Source organism: Streptococcus sp. STC1396, from assembly GCF_058933875.1.
In genome coordinates, this window is the sequence record NZ_JBZYCU010000002.1 from 1 (window position 1) to 17,875 (window position 17,875).

At 42.1% G+C, this 17,875-nt stretch carries 19 protein-coding genes and 1 pseudogene; 5 read left to right on the top strand and 15 right to left on the bottom strand.

Annotated features, from left to right (window positions below; genetic code table 11):
- Nucleotides 1-88 precede the first annotated feature (88 nt).
- From AC5FEC_RS00780 to AC5FEC_RS00800, 5 genes are all read right to left on the bottom strand, one after another.
- Nucleotides 89-1,144 carry a BMP family lipoprotein gene (locus tag AC5FEC_RS00780; RefSeq protein ID WP_037617141.1) on the bottom strand — a complete coding sequence of 352 codons (1,056 nt, stop codon included), beginning with the start codon at nucleotides 1,142-1,144 and terminating at the stop codon, nucleotides 89-91.
- Between the two features lie 71 nt (nucleotides 1,145-1,215).
- Entirely contained in the window at nucleotides 1,216-1,605 is a 390-nt protein-coding gene (locus tag AC5FEC_RS00785; protein WP_234550576.1) for a cytidine deaminase, read from the bottom strand.
- A complete protein-coding gene (gene deoC, locus AC5FEC_RS00790; RefSeq protein ID WP_304948082.1) occupies nucleotides 1,592-2,254 on the bottom strand; it encodes a deoxyribose-phosphate aldolase in 663 nt (220 codons plus the stop codon). Before deoC ends, AC5FEC_RS00785 begins: the two co-directional genes overlap by 14 nt.
- Before the next feature lie 17 nt (nucleotides 2,255-2,271).
- Nucleotides 2,272-3,549, bottom strand: a complete 1,278-nt coding sequence (locus AC5FEC_RS00795; protein ID WP_304948083.1) for a pyrimidine-nucleoside phosphorylase — start codon at nucleotides 3,547-3,549, stop codon at nucleotides 2,272-2,274.
- Nucleotides 3,550-3,551: 2 nt separating this feature from the next.
- Nucleotides 3,552-4,139, bottom strand: coding sequence for a class I SAM-dependent methyltransferase (locus AC5FEC_RS00800; RefSeq protein WP_493660979.1), 588 nt, complete (start codon nucleotides 4,137-4,139; stop codon nucleotides 3,552-3,554).
- A gap of 93 nt (nucleotides 4,140-4,232) precedes the next feature.
- Here AC5FEC_RS00800 and coaA point away from each other — a divergent pair, with 93 nt between their 5' ends.
- The 3 genes from coaA (at nucleotide 4,233) to AC5FEC_RS00815 (ending at nucleotide 6,041) form a co-directional block, all read left to right on the top strand.
- Nucleotides 4,233-5,153 (top strand): type I pantothenate kinase, encoded by a 921-nt coding sequence (gene coaA / locus AC5FEC_RS00805; RefSeq protein ID WP_493660980.1) that lies wholly within the window; start codon nucleotides 4,233-4,235, stop codon nucleotides 5,151-5,153.
- A gap of 70 nt (nucleotides 5,154-5,223) precedes the next feature.
- On the top strand, nucleotides 5,224-5,460 hold the full coding sequence (gene rpsT / locus AC5FEC_RS00810; protein WP_001274000.1) for a 30S ribosomal protein S20: 237 nt from the start codon (nucleotides 5,224-5,226) through the stop codon (nucleotides 5,458-5,460).
- A 68-nt stretch (nucleotides 5,461-5,528) separates the two neighbouring features.
- Nucleotides 5,529-6,041 carry a DNA topology modulation protein gene (locus AC5FEC_RS00815; RefSeq protein WP_493660981.1) on the top strand — a complete coding sequence of 171 codons (513 nt, stop codon included), beginning with the start codon at nucleotides 5,529-5,531 and terminating at the stop codon, nucleotides 6,039-6,041.
- Nucleotides 6,042-6,061: 20 nt separating this feature from the next.
- Here AC5FEC_RS00815 and yaaA read toward each other — a convergent pair whose 3' ends face one another.
- Entirely contained in the window at nucleotides 6,062-6,790 is a 729-nt protein-coding gene (yaaA, locus tag AC5FEC_RS00820) for a peroxide stress protein YaaA (protein ID WP_493660982.1), read from the bottom strand.
- 156 nt (nucleotides 6,791-6,946) lie between these two features.
- Here yaaA and AC5FEC_RS00825 point away from each other — a divergent pair, with 156 nt between their 5' ends.
- On the top strand, nucleotides 6,947-7,408 hold the full coding sequence (locus AC5FEC_RS00825) for a DUF1836 domain-containing protein (RefSeq protein WP_493660983.1): 462 nt from the start codon (nucleotides 6,947-6,949) through the stop codon (nucleotides 7,406-7,408).
- Entirely contained in the window at nucleotides 7,392-8,039 is a 648-nt protein-coding gene (gene trhA / locus AC5FEC_RS00830; protein WP_037617161.1) for a PAQR family membrane homeostasis protein TrhA, read from the top strand. The genes AC5FEC_RS00825 and trhA overlap by 17 nt, the downstream gene beginning before the upstream one ends.
- Before the next feature lie 183 nt (nucleotides 8,040-8,222).
- On the opposite strand, the gene AC5FEC_RS00835 is transcribed toward trhA, so the two are convergent.
- From AC5FEC_RS00835 to AC5FEC_RS00875, 9 genes and pseudogenes are all read right to left on the bottom strand, one after another.
- A complete protein-coding gene (locus tag AC5FEC_RS00835) occupies nucleotides 8,223-8,381 on the bottom strand; it encodes an LPXTG cell wall anchor domain-containing protein (protein WP_493660984.1) in 159 nt (52 codons plus the stop codon).
- Complete coding sequence (locus tag AC5FEC_RS00840; RefSeq protein WP_493660985.1) at nucleotides 8,378-8,554, bottom strand: hypothetical protein; 177 nt, start codon at nucleotides 8,552-8,554, stop codon at nucleotides 8,378-8,380. Before AC5FEC_RS00840 ends, AC5FEC_RS00835 begins: the two co-directional genes overlap by 4 nt.
- Before the next feature lie 80 nt (nucleotides 8,555-8,634).
- On the bottom strand, nucleotides 8,635-9,069 hold the full coding sequence (locus tag AC5FEC_RS00845) for a hypothetical protein (RefSeq protein WP_493660986.1): 435 nt from the start codon (nucleotides 9,067-9,069) through the stop codon (nucleotides 8,635-8,637).
- 268 nt (nucleotides 9,070-9,337) lie between these two features.
- A complete protein-coding gene (locus AC5FEC_RS00850) occupies nucleotides 9,338-9,982 on the bottom strand; it encodes a recombinase family protein (RefSeq protein ID WP_493660987.1) in 645 nt (214 codons plus the stop codon).
- A 130-nt stretch (nucleotides 9,983-10,112) separates the two neighbouring features.
- A pseudogene (locus AC5FEC_RS00855) lies at nucleotides 10,113-10,508 on the bottom strand (recombinase family protein); the annotation flags it as partial.
- 146 nt (nucleotides 10,509-10,654) lie between these two features.
- Nucleotides 10,655-12,292, bottom strand: coding sequence for a hypothetical protein (locus tag AC5FEC_RS00860; RefSeq protein ID WP_493660988.1), 1,638 nt, complete (start codon nucleotides 12,290-12,292; stop codon nucleotides 10,655-10,657).
- Nucleotides 12,282-13,025, bottom strand: coding sequence for an ABC transporter ATP-binding protein (locus tag AC5FEC_RS00865; RefSeq protein ID WP_268735413.1), 744 nt, complete (start codon nucleotides 13,023-13,025; stop codon nucleotides 12,282-12,284). Before AC5FEC_RS00865 ends, AC5FEC_RS00860 begins: the two co-directional genes overlap by 11 nt.
- A 110-nt stretch (nucleotides 13,026-13,135) precedes the next feature.
- Nucleotides 13,136-14,749, bottom strand: coding sequence for a M20/M25/M40 family metallo-hydrolase (locus AC5FEC_RS00870; RefSeq protein WP_493660989.1), 1,614 nt, complete (start codon nucleotides 14,747-14,749; stop codon nucleotides 13,136-13,138).
- Between the two features lie 124 nt (nucleotides 14,750-14,873).
- Complete coding sequence (locus AC5FEC_RS00875; RefSeq protein ID WP_493660990.1) at nucleotides 14,874-17,846, bottom strand: CocE/NonD family hydrolase; 2,973 nt, start codon at nucleotides 17,844-17,846, stop codon at nucleotides 14,874-14,876.
- Between the last annotated feature and the right edge of the window lie 29 nt (nucleotides 17,847-17,875).

A 17,875-nucleotide genomic window follows, 5' to 3' on the forward strand; every position in this document is an offset into this window, starting at 1 on the left:
GACTCATATCCTAGTAGGCCTAATCGATGCAAAGGCGTCAGAACTGAAAAATGAGCGACCCAAGTAGGTCGGATCGCTCAGCATTCAATTATTTATCAGGAACTGTGATACTTCCGTCAAGGATTTTAGCTTTCGCTTCTTCAACAGCTTTTTTAGCATCTTCAGAAAGATTAGTTGTTGTCAAATCAACACCGCCGTCTTTCAAACCAAAGGTTACTGTTTTACCACCTGGGAATTTACCTTTAGCAGTTTGATTAGCGATGTCTTGGACAGTCTTACCAACTTGTTTCAAGCTTGATGCCAAAACAAAGTTAGACTCTTTACCATCCTTAGACTTGTATTTACCTTCTTCAGTTTGGTCACGGTCAACACCAAGTACCCAAACTTTTTCATCTTCATTTTTCTTCTCGTTCAAGTCTTTTGCTTCAGAGAAAACACCTGCACCAGTTCCACCAGCAACTTGGTAAACCACATCTGCACCTGCAGCATATTGAGCAGCAGCAATTGTCTTACCTTTAGCAGCATCACCGAATGAGCCAGCATAGTCTACTTGAATCTTGATAGATGGGTCAACTGATTTCACACCAGCTTCGAAACCTTTTTCAAAACGTGTGATAACTGCGCCTTCTATACCACCTACGAAACCAACTTGTTTTGTTTTAGTCGTTTTAGCAGCAGCAACACCTGCAAGGTAAGCAGCTTCATTATCCGCAAAAACAGCTGAAGTAACATTCTTTTGGCCTTCAATCACATCATCGACGATAACGTAGTTAATCTCTGCATTGTCTTTTGCTGCAGATTCAACGGCATCACGAAGGGCAAAACCGATACCAAATACTAGTTTATAACCATCCGTAGCAGCTTGGTTTAGGTTGTTCGCGTATTGTGACTCATCGTTAGATTGGTAGTAAGTGTAGCCATTGTCTTTAGACAGACCGTTTTCTTTACCCCAAGCTTGGATACCTTCCCAAGCTGACTGGTTAAATGATTTGTCATCTACACCACCAGTATCAGTTACGATAGCAGCTTTTAAATCAGTTTTAGCATTAGAGCTGTCTGATTTAGACGCGCGATTACCACATGCAGCAAGTCCGATTGCCGCGATAGACACTAGACCAAGACCTAGCCATTGTTTCTTGTTCATTTCTGAACCTCCTATATAAGATGTGCAACTTAGTTGCGAGTTTAATTTTGGTCAAACGACCAGCAACAGACTTAAGTTAAGTCTGTAAAAGTGTATGGAAGCAATTCCCCGACCGTCATCACGACCGTCGATTTATCTTTAGCGACCAAAGTCACTGGTAGATCCTTATCAAAAAACTCTGCCATTACTTGGCGGCAGGCACCACAGGGAGAGATTGGTTTTTGAGTCTCTCCATAAATAATCAATTCCTCAAAGTCTAAAATTCCTTCAGAAACAGCTTTGAAAATAGCAGTACGTTCCCCACAGTTAGTCAGACCAAAACTAGCATTTTCAATATTGACACCTGTGAAGACTTGACCATTTTTAGCTAATAAAACAGCTCCGACAGGAAAGTGCGAATAAGGTACATAGGCATTTTTACTGGTTTCTACGGCTAAATCAATCAAATCAGTAGTCGCCATTTGCCACTTCTCCCTTCATAATAGCCACACCAGCCGAAGTTCCGATCCGAGTCGCACCAGCTTCAATAAAGGCTTGAGCATCTTCGTAAGAACGAGCACCACCAGAAGCCTTGACTCCCATATCTGGTCCGACTGTCTTACGCATCAAAGCAACATCCGCAACGGTTGCACCGCCGGTTGAGAAGCCTGTAGATGTCTTAACAAAATCAGCTCCAGCTTTCTGAGCCAGTTGGCAAGCCTTAACCTTTTCCTCATCTGTCAGCAGGCAAGTTTCCAGAATCACCTTGACTAAGGTACCTTTAGCAGTTTCTACAACCGCACGGATATCTTGCTCTACCAAATCATAATCTTTTGATTTCAGAGCACCGACATTGATGACCATATCCACTTCGCCAGCACCTTTTTGGATTGCGTCCTTCGTTTCAAAGGCCTTTACATCGGAAGTGTTGGCGCCCAAAGGAAAACCAATTGGCACACAAACCTTGACATCTGAACCTTTCAGCTGCTCTGCAGCAAACTCTATCCAGGTTGGATTGACACAGATACTGGCAAAATCATAAACTTTTGCTTCTTCAATTAACTTCAGAACCTGCTCTTTTGACGCCTCCGGTTTTAAAAGCGTATGGTCTATATATTTGTTTAACTTCATGTTGGATTCTCCTAGAATTAAGAAATTACCTCGATAATCTCGCTTACTGCAACGCTTTCATTCCCTATTTTAACATTTTTTTGGAATTCTGTAACTAGTTCTTGAGAAATTTTTTCATTTGAATAAATTTTTGCAAAAACTTCTCCAATTTCGACCTTGTCTCCGACCTTCTTTTCAAAAACAATTCCTGTTTCATAATCCAAGTCGTCAGATTTAACTGCCCGTCCTGCTCCCAGTCTCATAGCGAAGAGGCCAAACTCCATAGCCGGTAGTTCTGTGATATAACCTGCCTGAGTAGCTGTTACTTCTGCCACATAAGCTGCTTTCGATGGACGGTATAAATCCTCTACATCACCACCTTGAGCTTGAATCATCTCTTCAAATTTTTTCAGTGCTACCCCATTAGTCAAATGCTCTCTGATTTCTGGAATCGTTTTCTGAACATTGGCTAAATCAAGCATAATTTGAGCTAGCTCACAAACAAACTCTGTAATATCCGCGCGACCTTTTCCTTGAAGAATATCCAGAGCTTCCAAGATTTCCAAACGATTGCCAACGCTAGTGCCCAAAGGCTGACTCATGTCCGTAATAACTGCAACCGTCCTGCGTCCGACCGCCTTGCCCAAGTCAACCATCGTACGAGCCAAGATACGAGCATCCTCCAGATTTTTCATAAAAGCACCCTCACCAACGGTCACATCCAGCAAAATGCTGTCTGCACCAGCGGCGATTTTCTTACTCATCACTGAGCTGGCAATCAGGGGAATCGTATCGACCGTAGCTGTCACATCGCGTAGAGCATAGAGGAGCTTGTCTGCCTTGACTAGCTTGTCTGACTGGCCAATCACAGACAGGCCGATGTCTTGAACCTGTTTGATGAAATCTTCCTGACTGCGCTCCACTTGGTAGCCTTTGACAGACTCTAGCTTGTCTATGGTACCACCCGTATGCCCCAAGCCTCGACCGCTCATCTTGGCAACTGGCACTCCAAAACTAGCTACTAAAGGAGCCAAAATCAAAGTTACCTTATCCCCCACTCCGCCAGTCGAATGCTTATCTACCTTAATCCCTGAAATGGCTGACAGGTCAAACTGCTGGCCTGTCCCCACCATGGTCATGGTCAAATCAGAAATTTCCCTAGTGGTCATTCCTTTAAAGTAAACAGCCATAGCAAAGGCTGACATCTGGTAATCTGGCACTGTTCCAGCTACATATCCCTCAATCAGCCATTCAATCTCTTGACTGGACAATTCTAGTCCATCTCGTTTCTTTTGAATAATATCAACTGCCCGCATCTTTATTTCACACTCCTTAGGATATAATAGCCTTTGTCCTTCTTGAGAGTCTCGCAGTTGCCAAATACTTCTTCCATCTTAGCTTTAGCACTGGGTGCTCCTTGTTTCTTTTGGATAACAATCGTCAAATCTCCGTCATCCAGCAAATGATTGTAGCTGCCTGAAATAACCTCGTGTACCACCTTTTTACCAGCCCTAATCGGCGGATTACTGATAATATGCTGAAATTTTCCTGTCACATTTTCATAGACATTGGATTGGAAAATCTCGGCAGACACCTGATTCACTGCCGCATTTTTCCGCGTCAAGTCTAAAGCCCGCTGATTGATATCCACTAGAGTGACCTTTAGAGTCTGCGCTTTAGCCAGGGTCAAGCCCAGAGTTCCGTAGCCACAGCCGACATCCAGTAAGGTTTCTCCTTTTCCAAAATCCAGAGTAGATAAAAGAACTCGACTGCCATAGTCGATCATTTTTTTACTAAAGACTCCTGCATCGGTCAAAAAAGTCATTTTCTCGCCTAATAGCTCTACTCTCAGCTCATGAATATCATGGCTAGCATCAGGATTTTCTGCAAAATACATTTTACTCATACATCTATTCTAACATATTCCTGTAAAAATTGTAAATCGTTTACAAGAAACGAAAAAATATGATATACTAAAAGCCACTAATAGGAGTATTTTATGACTAACGAATTTATTCATTTTGAAAAAATCAGCCGCCACACATGGCAGAATCTGCATCGCAAAACAAATCCACCACTCACTGAAGCAGAGCTCGATTCTATTAAAAGTTTCAATGATAAAATCAGCCTTCAGGACGTGACTGATATTTATCTGCCACTGACAAATTTAATTCAGATTTACAAGCGTGCCAAGGAAGACCTTGCCTTTTCAAAAGGAATTTTTCTGCAAAAAGAAAGTAAAAAACAGCCCTTTATCATCGGAGTATCCGGTAGCGTCGCCGTCGGAAAGTCAACCACCAGCCGGCTGCTGCAAATCCTCCTATCGCGGACATTTTCAAATGCATCGGTCGAACTGGTCACAACAGACGGCTTTCTCTACCCCAATCAAACCCTGATTGAAGCAGGAATTTTAAATCGCAAGGGCTTTCCAGAAAGTTACAATATGGAGCTACTCCTTGATTTCCTAGACACCATCAAAAATGATCAGGATTATCAAATCCCTGTTTATTCGCATGAAATTTATGATATTGTCCCAAATAAAAAGCAAGAAATCAAGGCTGCTGACTTTGTTATTGTGGAAGGAATCAATGTTTTCCAAAATCCACAGAATGAACGGCTGTATATGACCGACTTTTTTGACTTTTCTATCTATGTAGATGCCGAAGTTGACAATATCGAATCTTGGTATTTGGATCGCTTTAAAAAAATGCTGTCTCTAGCTGAAAACGACCAAACCAACTACTATTATCGCTTCACAACCCAGTCCGATGAAGAAGTTATGGCTTTCGCGCAAAATATATGGAAAACAATTAATCTCGTCAATCTGCTGGACTACATCGAGCCCACTCGTAACCGAGCTGAGATTATTTTACACAAAGCAGAAAACCATGAAATTGATGAAATCTATCTAAAAAAATAATTTAGGCTTGTCAAATCAAAACTTTTCATATATAATTAGATAGTTAGTATTTTCAATGGAGGTGAATAACTTGGCAAACATTAAGTCAGCTATCAAACGCGCTGAATTGAACGTGAAACAAAACGAAAAAAACTCAGCTCAAAAATCAGCTATGCGTACTGCAATTAAAGCATTTGAAGCAAACCCGTCTGAAGAACTTTTCCGTGCTGCTAGCTCAGCTATCGATAAAGCAGAAACTAAAGGTTTGATCCACAAAAACAAAGCAAGCCGCGACAAAGCACGTCTTTCAGCTAAACTTGCTAAATAATGCGCCACGCATGCAAAGGGAGCTCTGAGGAGCTTTTTTTGTTGCACATTAAACAAAGGAGACTTCTAATGAAAATTGCTATCATTGGCTACTCGGGTTCAGGAAAATCAACCTTGGCCCAGCATTTAGGATCATACTACCAACTTCCCATCCTTCATCTGGACACGATTCAGTTTGAAGAAGACTGGCAGACTCGTAGTCAAGACCAAGTCAAGGCTGATTTAGCAGATTTCCTCCATCAAGAACACTCCTGGGTCATTGATGGCAACTACTCTTGGTGTTTTTATGAAAGGCGGATGAAAGAGGCTGACCAAATCATCTTTCTGAACTTTTCTCGCTGGAGCTGCCTCTATCGCGCCTTCAAACGCTACCTAAAATATCGCAATCAAACTAGAGAAAGCATGGCACCAGGCTGTTCTGAGAAGTTTGACTGGGAATTTATCCGCTGGATCCTCTGGGATGGTAGGATAAGAGAGACTAAAAGTCGCTATCAGAAAGTTCGCCAAACCTATCCTGAGAAATTCATCGAATTACAGAATCAAAAACAATTATCAGACTATGTAAAAGCTTCACTTAATTAAAAACTAAGTGAAGCCTTTTCTTATTCTTCCTTTACAAAGACGAATTCTTTGTCGTCCGATAGGTCAGCTCGAAAGGCAAAACCTGCAAAAGAGAGCTGTTTGATTTGCTCAAGTTTATCGACCTGAGCTTCCATCAAAGCAGTCAAAAACTGCCCACGCGCCTTTTTGGAAATGGTAGAATGGCTTTTGAGTTTGCCAGCCTTTTCCTCTAAGAATTTAAAACGAAGCATTTTATCTCTGACTGATTTATCAAAAACTTCCTCAAATTCACTAGATAGCAAAGAAAGCAGCATATCTTCATCCGCTACTGATTTTGTATAATCTTCCCGCCAAAATTTTTTCAGCGTTTGACCACTGGGCTTTAGCCCCACCAAAAAATCCAGCCGATGAGGGGCAATCGGACTAAGGGCAGGAATGACCCCATATAGACTAGACGTTACAAGCAAATGCTCTTGAATATAGGATTTCTCCTCTTGTGTCCAATCTTTTCGCTTGATATTACGATACATGAGCCCGTCAAATAAAAGCAAGGCTGGATAAGTCTCTGCTTCATTTTGGCTCAGATTTTGAATCCGCTGGTGTTCTATTTCAGCCATTTGCGGACTGATTTTGTATAATTTTTCCAGCTCCTTGGCTGAGAATTGCAATAACTCTTCTATTATAGCTTGGCTTTTTAGCATCAACTGGGAGTGACCCAGCGAGCTCTGCTTTTCATTCATTTCTTTAGCAGTTGGGATTAAAATCTTCATACTTACTCTTTCTAACGTTGGACTGCGAGTCTGCATTCCTACTTTACTTTATTAATGATTATAGCAGATTTTATCAAACATGGATTTATTCTTGACTTTGTTTTTTAAAAATGATATTATCTAGTTATCAAGACTAGATATAAGAGAGGTTGAAATTTGGAAACAAAAATTCTTTTTCCAAGATGGGATGAATTACCTGATCTTGATCTATATTTGGACCAAGTCCTGCTCTATGTCAATAACGTCTGCAAGCCTGCTTTCACCGCTTCAGACAAGGGACTGACCGCATCAATGATTAATAACTATGTTAAACATGCCTATCTTGAAAAACCTTTAAAGAAAAAATACAATCGCCAGCAAGTTGCCCGTTTGATTGCCATTACAAGCTTAAAAACTGTTTTTTCTATTCAGGATATTGCAGCTACTTTGGATATGCTGAATGCCCAAACCCAGTCTGAAAAGCTTTACAACGACTTTGTGGATTACATGAATGGACAGAAACTTGAAGTGACGCCAATCATTGCCAGTGCCTGTCAGACCGTCAAGCTCTACCAGCAAACCCTAGCCTTTATCCAAGTGCCCAAAAAGGAGGAAAATAACGATGAACTACGCGCTTAAACTCAGTAAAAAGCTCTCTTTTGGAGAGGAAATTGCCAATGCTGTTACCCATGCCGTCGGAGCTGTTTTGATGCTGATTCTCCTTCCGATTTCTGCCGTTTACAGCTATGAAGGGCATGGCCTAGTCTCTGCTATCGGTACTTCGATCTTTGTCATCAGCCTTTTCCTCATGTTTCTCTCCTCCACTATTTACCACTCCATGTCCTATGGCTCGACCCACAAATATATCCTGCGGATTATTGATCACTCCATGATCTACATTGCTATCGCAGGCAGCTATACTCCCGTCGTCCTTTCGCTCATGAATGACTGGCGGGGCTATCTGATTATCGCGATTCAGTGGGGCACGACTATCTTCGGCATTCTCTACAAAATCTTTGCCAAGAAGGTCAATGAGAAATTCAGCCTGGCCCTTTATCTCATTATGGGTTGGCTGGTGATCTTCATCATTCCACAGATTATTGGACAGACTGGACCAGTGTTTTGGGGACTGATGCTAGCAGGCGGTCTTTGTTACACAGTCGGCGCTGGTTTTTATGCTAAAAAGAAGCCCTACTTCCACATGATTTGGCATCTCTTCATCCTAGCTGCCTCTGCTCTCCAGTACTTGGCTATTGTTTATTTCATGTAGAAAGCTGCCAACTAGATAGTCTAACACTCAGCAGTCTAAAAATAATCTGAGTTCACACATCTTATAAGTAAATCAAAAGACGGTCATATTTGAACCGTCTTTTCAATATATTATTCACCAAGTGAATCTTTACCAAGCAACAATTAGGTTTTATTTATAATAACCTTTTCAAAACTGTAAACATTAGTGACGTTCGTGTCTTCCTTTATAACGTTTCTTAGTTAAACCTAAACTAGAAAGGAGCCCTATACCTAGGAACCCTAGGCTAGAAACAGCTTCACCAGTATTTGGGAGTTTGTTTTTAGTCTCTTCTTTTTTGTCTTCGGTCGCTTTAGGCTTCACAGTTTCAGACTTCTTGCTTTGGTCTGGAGCTTTGCTGTTGTCAGTAGGTTTTTCACCTTCTGGCTGCTTTGCGGTGCCTTTATCCGCAGGTTTTTGGTTATCTGCTGGATTTTCGGCCTTGCCGTCACCTTTGCCGTTGTCGTCAGGTTTAGCTTGTCCACCCTTATTATCATCGCCAGGTTGTGGCGCTGGTTTAGGGTCAGGCTGTGGTTCTGGCTCTGGCTTTGGTTGCGGAGTTGGGGCTGGCGTTGGATTAGGAAGTTGGGGCTGGCGTTGGTTTAGGGCTCGGCTGCGGAGTTGGTGTCACTTGTTGCTTATAGTAATAATAAAGATATTGATCTCCATAATCACTATACGCTATCTCATACGGAAGAGTTACATCTCTTCCTTGGAGGTCACCATCTCCTGCATGATACCTAGCAACAGGGTTCGATTGATACCCCTCAATTTGAGGGGCTTCGGCGACATATTTGTCGCCCTCTCCTAGCTCTACTGTGCTCTCAGGAATTAGAGACTTTAAGGTCCCTTCTTCCTCATAATACAGGTGAAGATTAGAAACTGCTGTAGTAGCAGCCTCTACTTCAACCTGTGGAGTCTCAACATCAGCAGTAACTGTTACTGCTGATGTAGTAGCCGCTAAAACAGCTACAGACAGTAGGGCGATTCCATATTTTGCAACTTTTTTCATTTGTTTTTCCTCCGTTTTTTGTTTTTGAAAGTCTAAACTTTTTCTCCCCAAATAACCTCTGCTACAAGGCATTTGGTAGATTCTAATAGACGAACGTCAAATAGAACGCTTAAAAAACAAAAAATGCTAGCTTCAAAAAGGCGCAAAACCTGATGAAACCAGCATTCGGAAAATGAATTTTTCAATCTTTGAGAATTCTAACAAACGTTCGTCTGCTAGAATGTTTTGACAGTCTTATTTTACCATTTTATCTCATAAATGCAAGCACTTAGAGGGTATTCTTTGATTTTGTTTTTATGTTATTGCGTTTTAAGATATTATAAAGGGTGGCCGTGGATATGTTGGAAATTTGAGAAATCTCTTTAGCCGTTAGATTTGACTGTTGATATAGCTGGATAACTTCTTTTTCCTTAGTTTTAGAAATTCCTTTATTGCCCAATTTAACACCTCGTTCCTTAGCTTTACGTAAACCGTCTTTGGTTCTGGAGCGTATAGCTTCTAGTTCCATCTCCGCGACGTATCCTAGAATGACAACCAGTAATTTGCCAGTTAGCGAGTCTGTCGCGATATTTTCTTTTAGGCTGATTAATTGAATATCATGAATAGTTAGGTCGTCCAATATATTTACTAGAGTAAACATTTTTCTAGTTAGTCTATCCAACTTGTAAACGACTAGCGAGACCTGTTTTTTGATTCGCTTAAGTTCTTTAGCTAGTTTCAAGGCTTTAAGTAACTGAACCCTGTTATCTTGAGATCCTGATTCTTTTTCGATAAAAAGTATATCACAAGACTTCAGAGCTTCTTTCTGAACCTCTAGGCCTAACTCTTGGCGGTTGTCCGTGGAGCTGACACGAGCATAGCCGATTTTGATTTCTTGTAGATTCTTGAATTTATTGATGTGGTATTTGGTCACGATTATCTCCTTGTTTAACTTAGCCTTGCCATTGTAGCAGAGGTAGGTTCAGTTTAACAAGAATTCTAGGGGAAAGAAAAAGTACAAATAAGAGTTTGATTTACTATTTTTTTAGAGATTTGTCAATAATTTATAGGACATTTTTTCGGTTGATTTGGATATTATTTCTCTTTAGAACGCTGTAAATAGTTGTGGTAGAGATATTGAGCTGACTAGCAATCTTTCGCACAGATAATTCTTTTTGCAGGTATTCCTTGATTATTTGTTTTTCTTTGGTTCGAGATAGTCCCTTGTTGCCGAGTTTCACACCTTTTTCTTTAGCTTTGCGAAGTCCGTCTTTTGTGCGGTCTGAAATAGCCTGAAGTTCCCATTCCGCCACATATCCCAGCATTAAGCAAAAGAATTTACCAGTTAAAGAATCTGTCTCAATATTTTCATGAAGAGATTGAAGGCGAATACCATGATTGTTTAAATCTTCAATAATAGCGGAGAGGTGAAATATCTTTCTGGTAAAGACGCTAATCTTTGTATCATCATAAAAGGCCTAGAAACACGTTTTTTAGAAACGTTCTTCTAAGCCTTTTTGAGATAGTTATTTGAAATATGCCTTTACTCAGAATGTGTTTTGCCTAATCTCATATTTATGATATCTTCTAAGCATCTCAGTACTTTTTAATAAAAACTGACGATTTCCTTATCGAGTCGCCTCATGTAGTCTCGATATGTCAGATAAGATATGAGTCCAGAAACAAAAATCAGTACCACCGAAAGGAAATAAAGGACGGTGAGAGGTAGGAAGTAGGAAATCATATAGAAAAGCCCTATCACAATGATAATTCCAAAAGTAAATAGCAGAGCCAACAGTGTTTTCCCCATACTGTTATCCCGATTCATCAACTCGTTGACATTGGACCAGTTGGTCACCAAGTGTTTATAGTCTCGATGATAGCCCCAAGCACTCCATGCTAGACTAGCCATAAACCAACTCAGTAGCATAGCGAGAAGAGTCACCAGATGGATATGAAATAGAAGACTGGTCACAAAAAGGAGAATCACTGGCAAAATGGATTGAATCGCAAAAAGATACCAGAATTTGAGACGAATATATTTTCTCAAATCAAAAGGCAAAACCTTCAGATAATCAAAATTTTCCCTCTCTAAGGATAAACCGATAGAGGTCAGATTGTTCCCCCCTGAATTGAGCGTAGCGATAAACATAGATAGAAAGATAAGCGGGAGCAAATACCGTGGAATCAGAAAGGGACTAATATCCAAGCCTGCATTGATCGTTCCCATGACCATACTAAAAATAATGATATAGGGAATCAGTGCCGACATAAAGAGGGCCTGTAAAACGACTGAACCTTCACTCAGCAGCCGAAGATGATAGCGCCAGACAAACTTCTTGAAATTCTTGGCCTCGTCCATGTTGATATCATGTACACGTTCGCGTTTACCTCCTGCTGCGCCCGTCATCAAGGCTGCCTCATAAAATTCTGGTATCACCTTGAACTTGACCAGTAAAAAGAGAAAGGCTGCTACGGCGAGCCAAGCTAAAATTCCTAAAACCGCAGTCAAATTGAAAGGATTGATAATAAAGTCGTAAAAGGCCACAACTGGCGGGAAATATGGCGTGGCCATTGTGTTACTTGCGATACTGCGGCTATTCATCTGATTGATAAAGATATAAAGTCCTACCGAACCTAGGGAAACAAGCCCTAGAATCACATTGGATAGGATGGTTTTATACTTTCTAAAGAAGGCTGTCTTGGTGATAAAATGCACCAAAATCAAAATGACAAAGGTCAAAACCGAACTTAAAATCACAATCGAAATCAAGGCCATAGGAAGACCGACTAAAGGATTTCCACCTTGAAGACCTAGAACAATGAAATAGCTATACATGGGCAGAATCGCAATCAAGAGGGTCAGAACAACAGAGATGCTCTTTCCGACAATGATTTCTGATTCACTAAAGGCATAGGGCCGATAGGACTGCAAATCCTTGCTTTCATAAAAGACATTATAGAAAACGAGGAAACCCTGCGACATGGAAAACATGGCAAATATGGAAACCATATTAGCAAAAAGGCCCGGATTTCCTACCATGCGATTGAAAGCACTCATGATACCAAAGATGAATAGGTAGACCAGACCCAAAATCAGGTACATCCGAATAGCCTGCAGGGAAACATTGACCTTGACCGAGGGATTCTTTGCCTGCTTCTTGCGGTATTGTTGCAGCTGAGAAGTTTGGATAGCATAGAGGATATTGATATCAACTAATTTTTTAATCACTTTAAGGCGCATCTGGACTCACCTCTTCTCTGCGGCCTGCCAGACCTAGGTAAATGGCTTCGAGGGACTGTTCCGGATGTTGACCTTTCAATCCTTCAATCGTGCCATAGAATATTAGCTCTCCCTTTTTGAGGATGGCAATCTTATCGCATAGCTGTTCGGCCACTTCTAAAACGTGTGTTGAAAAAAGAACAGTATTACCTTTATCGGCATGCTCACGCATCATCTGTTTGAGATCAAAGGCTGCCTGAGGATCCAGCCCCGTCAAAGGCTCATCCAAAACCCAGATATCTGGATCAGACAAAAGGGCACCAATGACAAAGACCTTCTGCCGCATACCGTGTGAAAATGACTCAATCACTTCATAGCGATGACTAGCAAAGTCAAAGATAGCCAGCAGTTCACCCAAACGAGCTTCTACTTCTGCCGTGGTCATATCGTAGGAAGTCGCCACTAACTCCCAGAATTCATTGGCTGTCAGGCGCAAGAAAAGATCAGGAGAATCGGCGACATAGCCGATTTTTTTCTTGATTTCTAGACGATTACTGGATAGCTCCTTGCCGTCCACAAAAATTTGTCCCTGTGTCGGATTGATGACACTGACCAAGGATTTAATGGTCGTTGACTTACCCGCTCCATTGTGACCGATGAGACCGACAATCTCACCGCTTTCCAGAGTCAGATTCAGGTGGTTGAGCGCTAGCTTGCCATCATAGTCTTTTGTAACATCTCTAAATTCAATCATGAGAAACTCCTTTACTATGTTTTGAGCTTATTATACTATCTTAAAAGTTATTTGTCTTAAAATGAGCGAAAAAGTTCGGATTTTGCTTTAAAACAAGCCAGAACCATCCTTTAAACCTTAAAAGATTGAGCATTTTCCAGCAGATAGAGCAGGAAATTAGGAATGGTTTCCAGCATATCCTGCTCATAGACACGCTCAGTTAGCTGATGCAGGTCCTTGCCCCATGGGCCTAGATTGATGCCGGGGATATGATTGGAAGCAATTTCTGAAAAAACAAGTTGGTAAAGATTCTCCGGTACAGGCATACTGGCAATCAAGTTTTGGTACTCAGTGACAGGCTTCTCTAAGGCACAGTAACTAAGGTCACAAATTCCCATAAAAAATTCGTCCACTTGGAGTTGACAGCCAGCTTCCTTGTCCAGATAATCCCGATAAAGTTGAATGATCTTGTCAATCATAATCGGACTATCTGACAAGCGGCGACAATTCATGGGTGGATAGTAAGGCGGCGCGATCGCTAAGACAACCAAAGCTTCCTTACGGTCGTAGAAATCTAAAACTTTCTGGATATTTTGAATGCTGATTTCCTGATAGGATGCGCCTTCTTGCAAGGCTTTCTGTGCTTCCTCATAAATCTGCTGCAAAGTTTCTTCAAAACCGATTTTTTCTTGGCATTCTTGCAGTAATTCCTGATAGGTCAGCACGTGCGGTTTCGGTACAAGCTTGCTTTCTTCATAAACTTTCTGCAATTGACAGTAGTTTTGATAAAATCCATCCACTGCTTCTTGACTGAGACTCTTAATGGTCGCCAGCAGCTCACTTGGACTCTTTTCTAGATAAAGGACGCTGAAATAGCCGGCTGCACGCAACACGGTTGACACATCGTAATTTTCCTTCAAATCGCGCAGATAGGACCAAGATGGCAGGGGCGAACGTTCGCCATAGGCCATGTCAGATAGAGCCGGATTGAGATCAATTTTTTCAGCAACCTTGGCTAGCAAGGACAGAGCATTGATCCCCTTGAGTGGCTCTTTCATGTGAGAAAGGATGCCCTGAGTCACGACAACTGGCATCAACTTGCCAACTGTTCCTATATGAAGCACCTTTTCCTCCGCTGACGGGCTTTCAAAAGGCTCAGAATCCACAGCCAGAAGGTAATGAAGTTGGAAGCGCTCCTTCAATTTAGTAAGCAGGGCCGTTGCTGCCCGCATGCCTTGAGAATAGGATTCCTCATCTCCGACAGACAAATAGAGCAAATTAACCTGACCAGACTGTCTCTGACTATATGCTTCCACCACACCTAACTGCAAGGCCAGAGCAGCCTTCATGTCGCAAGAGCCCCGACCGAATTGCCATTTGTCCGACGCAATATCCACTAAAAGATCTGAATCTGAAGAAATGGAGGGTAATTTTTCTTTCAGGGCCTGATTATCAAAAGCCCAGTCTTTTAGACTGCCAAAATCCTCAATATCCACCGTATCATGATGATGAAAAAGAATCACTGTATCAGCCGTATCTCGCTTGACTAGAGCCCAGTTAACACTCCGATTATAAAAATCATTTGGAATCTGATAGCAGCCAAACTGTTCTGGATGCTCCTGAAAATAAGGAATCTCTCCTATCCGCTCCTGAAGAAAGGCTTCAATCTTCCGCTCAGAACTAGTATGGGTAAAGCTTTCGATAGCCATGCTCTGGTTAAAAATATCTTGAATATACTGTTTCATTCTTTCTACCCCTATATTGCCGGCACTTCTGACTTGCAAGCCAAGGCCAGCTGAAAGACGATAAGACAAAAGCAGCCAAACTTCACCTAATTATGAATTTCTGGCTGCTTTTAAATAGTGACTGTTAACGATGAGAATATTTCTTAGCAAGGCTGGACATACCTAGTGTGCTGAAGAGCAGAGCCAAGCCAAGATGGAGCATTCCTTTTGCTGGATTGCTACCTGTTTTAGGTAAGGCAGCTGGCGCTTGATGAGCTTGATGACTTGCTAATTGCTGCACTTGGGCTGTCCCCCGATTATAGTGTCCTGCATAGCGAACCTTCAAGTCAACTGACGGGCTTTCCTTCTGCTCTTTCCTGTCAAAGATATATTCTGGAACTTCTGTGATTTCTGGTGCAACTAATTTTTCACCAGTAATCTCAGGCAATTTCGCATATTCGGTATCAAGAGCATTTGGTACATAGGTAGCCTTCTGCGAACGAGTCGCTTCCACAGTTGGCAACAGCGCACTGATGGAATCCGTCTTGAAAGTCACTGCATACTGACGCTTAATCGTAAGGTCGCTAGGATCATAAGTATTGAAGACCAGAGCCAGCTTATGACCTTTTTTCACAGTATAAAGATTCGGCTGCAAATACATGGTATAATCATGGAATTGTCCGACTTTTGGCTTAATGCTCTTTTCCGAGCTGGATGGTGTATAGCCTGATTCTGGATTGGCTAAGTTTAGCCAGCCTTTAGCAATCACCTTGTATTTGGTTTTGACAGTTGCAAAGTTTTTAATATCCAGATTGCTGAGATTGCTGCCCATCCAGAAGCCACCTGTCTGGCTGTCATCGCTAGCAGCACCATTTCCGACCACATCAAACTCTTGGTCTGATACGTCTACCAAGAGCGCATTAACCTGCAGATTTCTGCCGCTGCCCTTGGCCAGAGCTGCCTTGAAATGGACAGGAATATGGCCTTTGATGGTCAGATCCTCTTTGACATCTGTTACAAAGGTCAGATTCGCTTTGGAAGAAGCTTGACTGACTGTTTCATCTCGCTTGCTAGTGTCAATCCCTGCCCCCGCATAGTCACTAGAAATCGTTTCTTCCAAGCGTTTGGACTGGGCTGTCAGAATCATACGATTGCTACTTTTCCAGTTATCGTAACTGGTCCATTTATTCGGATCGTAGTTGTTTTGTGCCAAAACAGGAGGGAGTTTGCTGACATCGTTTTCGACATCATAGAGGTAATGTGAGAACCAAGTATTGAGCAAGTCATAGAAATCTTGCTTATTAGCTGTAATACCATAGCCTCTAGAAATAGCTGCTGGATTGACGTGGTCTCCCTGATGGAGATAGAGTTTTACATTCTGACCGGCTTTCTTCAAGGCATCGTACATAAGCTCAAACTGTTTGGTTTTAACATTATCATCATTTAAACCATGCACTAGCAGGGCACTGGTCTTTATCTTTTCTGGATGCAGGGTATAATCTCGTTCCCGCCAAACCTGACTGTAATTGCGGCCGTGGGCATTTTGGTCCTTATTTAGCTGATTGATATAGTCGGCGTACTTGTTCCAGATAGTAGCCCAATCATCCTGATCTAAAATCCGTGTGGAGACATAAAGTGAGAGCCAAGATAGGTCACTGTAAGGCGGATTAGTATAAGCTGTCCCCTGACTATTGAAATAATCATACCAGCTGGCAATTCCCGCAGCTGGAACGATGGTTTTCAAGCCTTCCACGCCAGTCGTTGCTACACCGAAAGTGGTCGTACCAGCCCAAGACAGACCGGTCATGCCGACCTTACCATTTGCCCAGTCAGCTTTGATTTCAATATTGCTGGTTCTGTCTGTATAGGCCTTGCGTTTGCCATTGACCCATTCGATAATGTTCTTAAATGCTTCAATTTCCAAATCAGAGCCAGTTGTATTAAACCCTTCAGAACCTTTGGTTCCCAGACCAGCACTGGAAATAAAGGCATAGCCCCGCACTAGGAAATAATCATACCAGTTCAAATCTTCGTAGTCATAAATCCCTTCATAAGGACTATAGTAATACCAATCTGATGCCTTGGCTTTTTTAGCTGCATCAACGCTGCTCATACTAGAAGTAGGCTGGCGCTTAGCAGGACGATTGCGCAAGCTCTTCATGTCATAAGAACCATTAGTCGGCAAATTGAGACTTTCCAAGGTCACATAATTTTCATCCAAAGTTCCTGCAACATAAGGCCGAGCTTCCAAAATCGTTGAAGCTTTAAAATCACCTTTAGCTGCTGCCTTGGGAAGCTGCACAATTGCCTTGACTAAATCCCGCTTGCCATCTCCATCCGTATCATGATCCGTCTCGACATAGACAGGAAAACGGACGATATCGCTTTTCTCATAAGAATAGTCATGGTCTTCCTTTTCCCCGCTGCTATATGGGAAAATCGGCTGTGCCCGACCGTTCAAAAAGAGCGGTGCTTTCTTTTCGGCACGATAAGCATCATGTAACCGCTTGGCAACTGCATACATAGACTGCAGATTGCTTCCCTGCACGCTGGCTGTCAGGTCTGCTTCTTTTTCAATCATTCCCAGACTCTTGGCCAGATTCACTCTATCCTGAGCGCTGCTACCCAGTTGAGAATTGTTGACGGCTGCCCAGTTTAACAACTCGTCTACTGCTTCTTGCAAGGTCAGTTCCTTGTCGGCTAAAGCAGGATTTGAAAGGCTACCGGTATAAGCGGACAAATCTTGCCCTTTTGCAACGGTTGATACAGCGGAAGGTGCTAAGCTGACTTCTTGAGCCAAAGCCAAAGGTGCCTGAGCCTGTGACGAACTCGCTGTTACAGGACTTGCAACTGATTTTTCACTTGAAATAACTGCTTCTTCTTGCTTTTCTGGCGCTGAACTCTCAGACGAAGCCTGACTTTGAACCTCTACAATCGCCGGCTGCTGAACTGAGGAAGTAGGCTCAGAAGAGACAGGTGTAGCTGCCTCTGTACTAATATTTTCCGTCCGCTCACTGGTAGCCTGAGCCACCTCATCCGCCTGGACAGCCTGTGACAATACCAAAGGTGCAAACAGCAAGCTTGGTAAGAGCAATGTGACTAGTCTTCTCTTTTTCATAAAGACTCCTTTTCTTTACATAAAATCTA

Coding starts and splice junctions, on each gene's coding strand:
- AC5FEC_RS00780 (WP_037617141.1), bottom strand. CDS start 1,144: ATGAACAAGAAACAATGGCTAGGTCTTGGTCTAGTGTCTATCGCGGCA.
- AC5FEC_RS00785 (WP_234550576.1), bottom strand. CDS start 1,605: ATGGCGACTACTGATTTGATTGATTTAGCCGTAGAAACCAGTAAAAAT.
- deoC (WP_304948082.1), bottom strand. CDS start 2,254: ATGAAGTTAAACAAATATATAGACCATACGCTTTTAAAACCGGAGGCG.
- AC5FEC_RS00795 (WP_304948083.1), bottom strand. CDS start 3,549: ATGCGGGCAGTTGATATTATTCAAAAGAAACGAGATGGACTAGAATTG.
- AC5FEC_RS00800 (WP_493660979.1), bottom strand. CDS start 4,139: ATGAGTAAAATGTATTTTGCAGAAAATCCTGATGCTAGCCATGATATT.
- coaA (WP_493660980.1), top strand. CDS start 4,233: ATGACTAACGAATTTATTCATTTTGAAAAAATCAGCCGCCACACATGG.
- AC5FEC_RS00815 (WP_493660981.1), top strand. CDS start 5,529: ATGAAAATTGCTATCATTGGCTACTCGGGTTCAGGAAAATCAACCTTG.
- yaaA (WP_493660982.1), bottom strand. CDS start 6,790: ATGAAGATTTTAATCCCAACTGCTAAAGAAATGAATGAAAAGCAGAGC.
- trhA (WP_037617161.1), top strand. CDS start 7,392: ATGAACTACGCGCTTAAACTCAGTAAAAAGCTCTCTTTTGGAGAGGAA.
- AC5FEC_RS00840 (WP_493660985.1), bottom strand. CDS start 8,554: ATGATAATAAGGGTGGACAAGCTAAACCTGACGACAACGGCAAAGGTG.
- AC5FEC_RS00845 (WP_493660986.1), bottom strand. CDS start 9,069: ATGAAAAAAGTTGCAAAATATGGAATCGCCCTACTGTCTGTAGCTGTT.
- AC5FEC_RS00860 (WP_493660988.1), bottom strand. CDS start 12,292: ATGCGCCTTAAAGTGATTAAAAAATTAGTTGATATCAATATCCTCTAT.
- AC5FEC_RS00865 (WP_268735413.1), bottom strand. CDS start 13,025: ATGATTGAATTTAGAGATGTTACAAAAGACTATGATGGCAAGCTAGCG.
- AC5FEC_RS00870 (WP_493660989.1), bottom strand. CDS start 14,749: ATGAAACAGTATATTCAAGATATTTTTAACCAGAGCATGGCTATCGAA.
- AC5FEC_RS00875 (WP_493660990.1), bottom strand. CDS start 17,846: ATGAAAAAGAGAAGACTAGTCACATTGCTCTTACCAAGCTTGCTGTTT.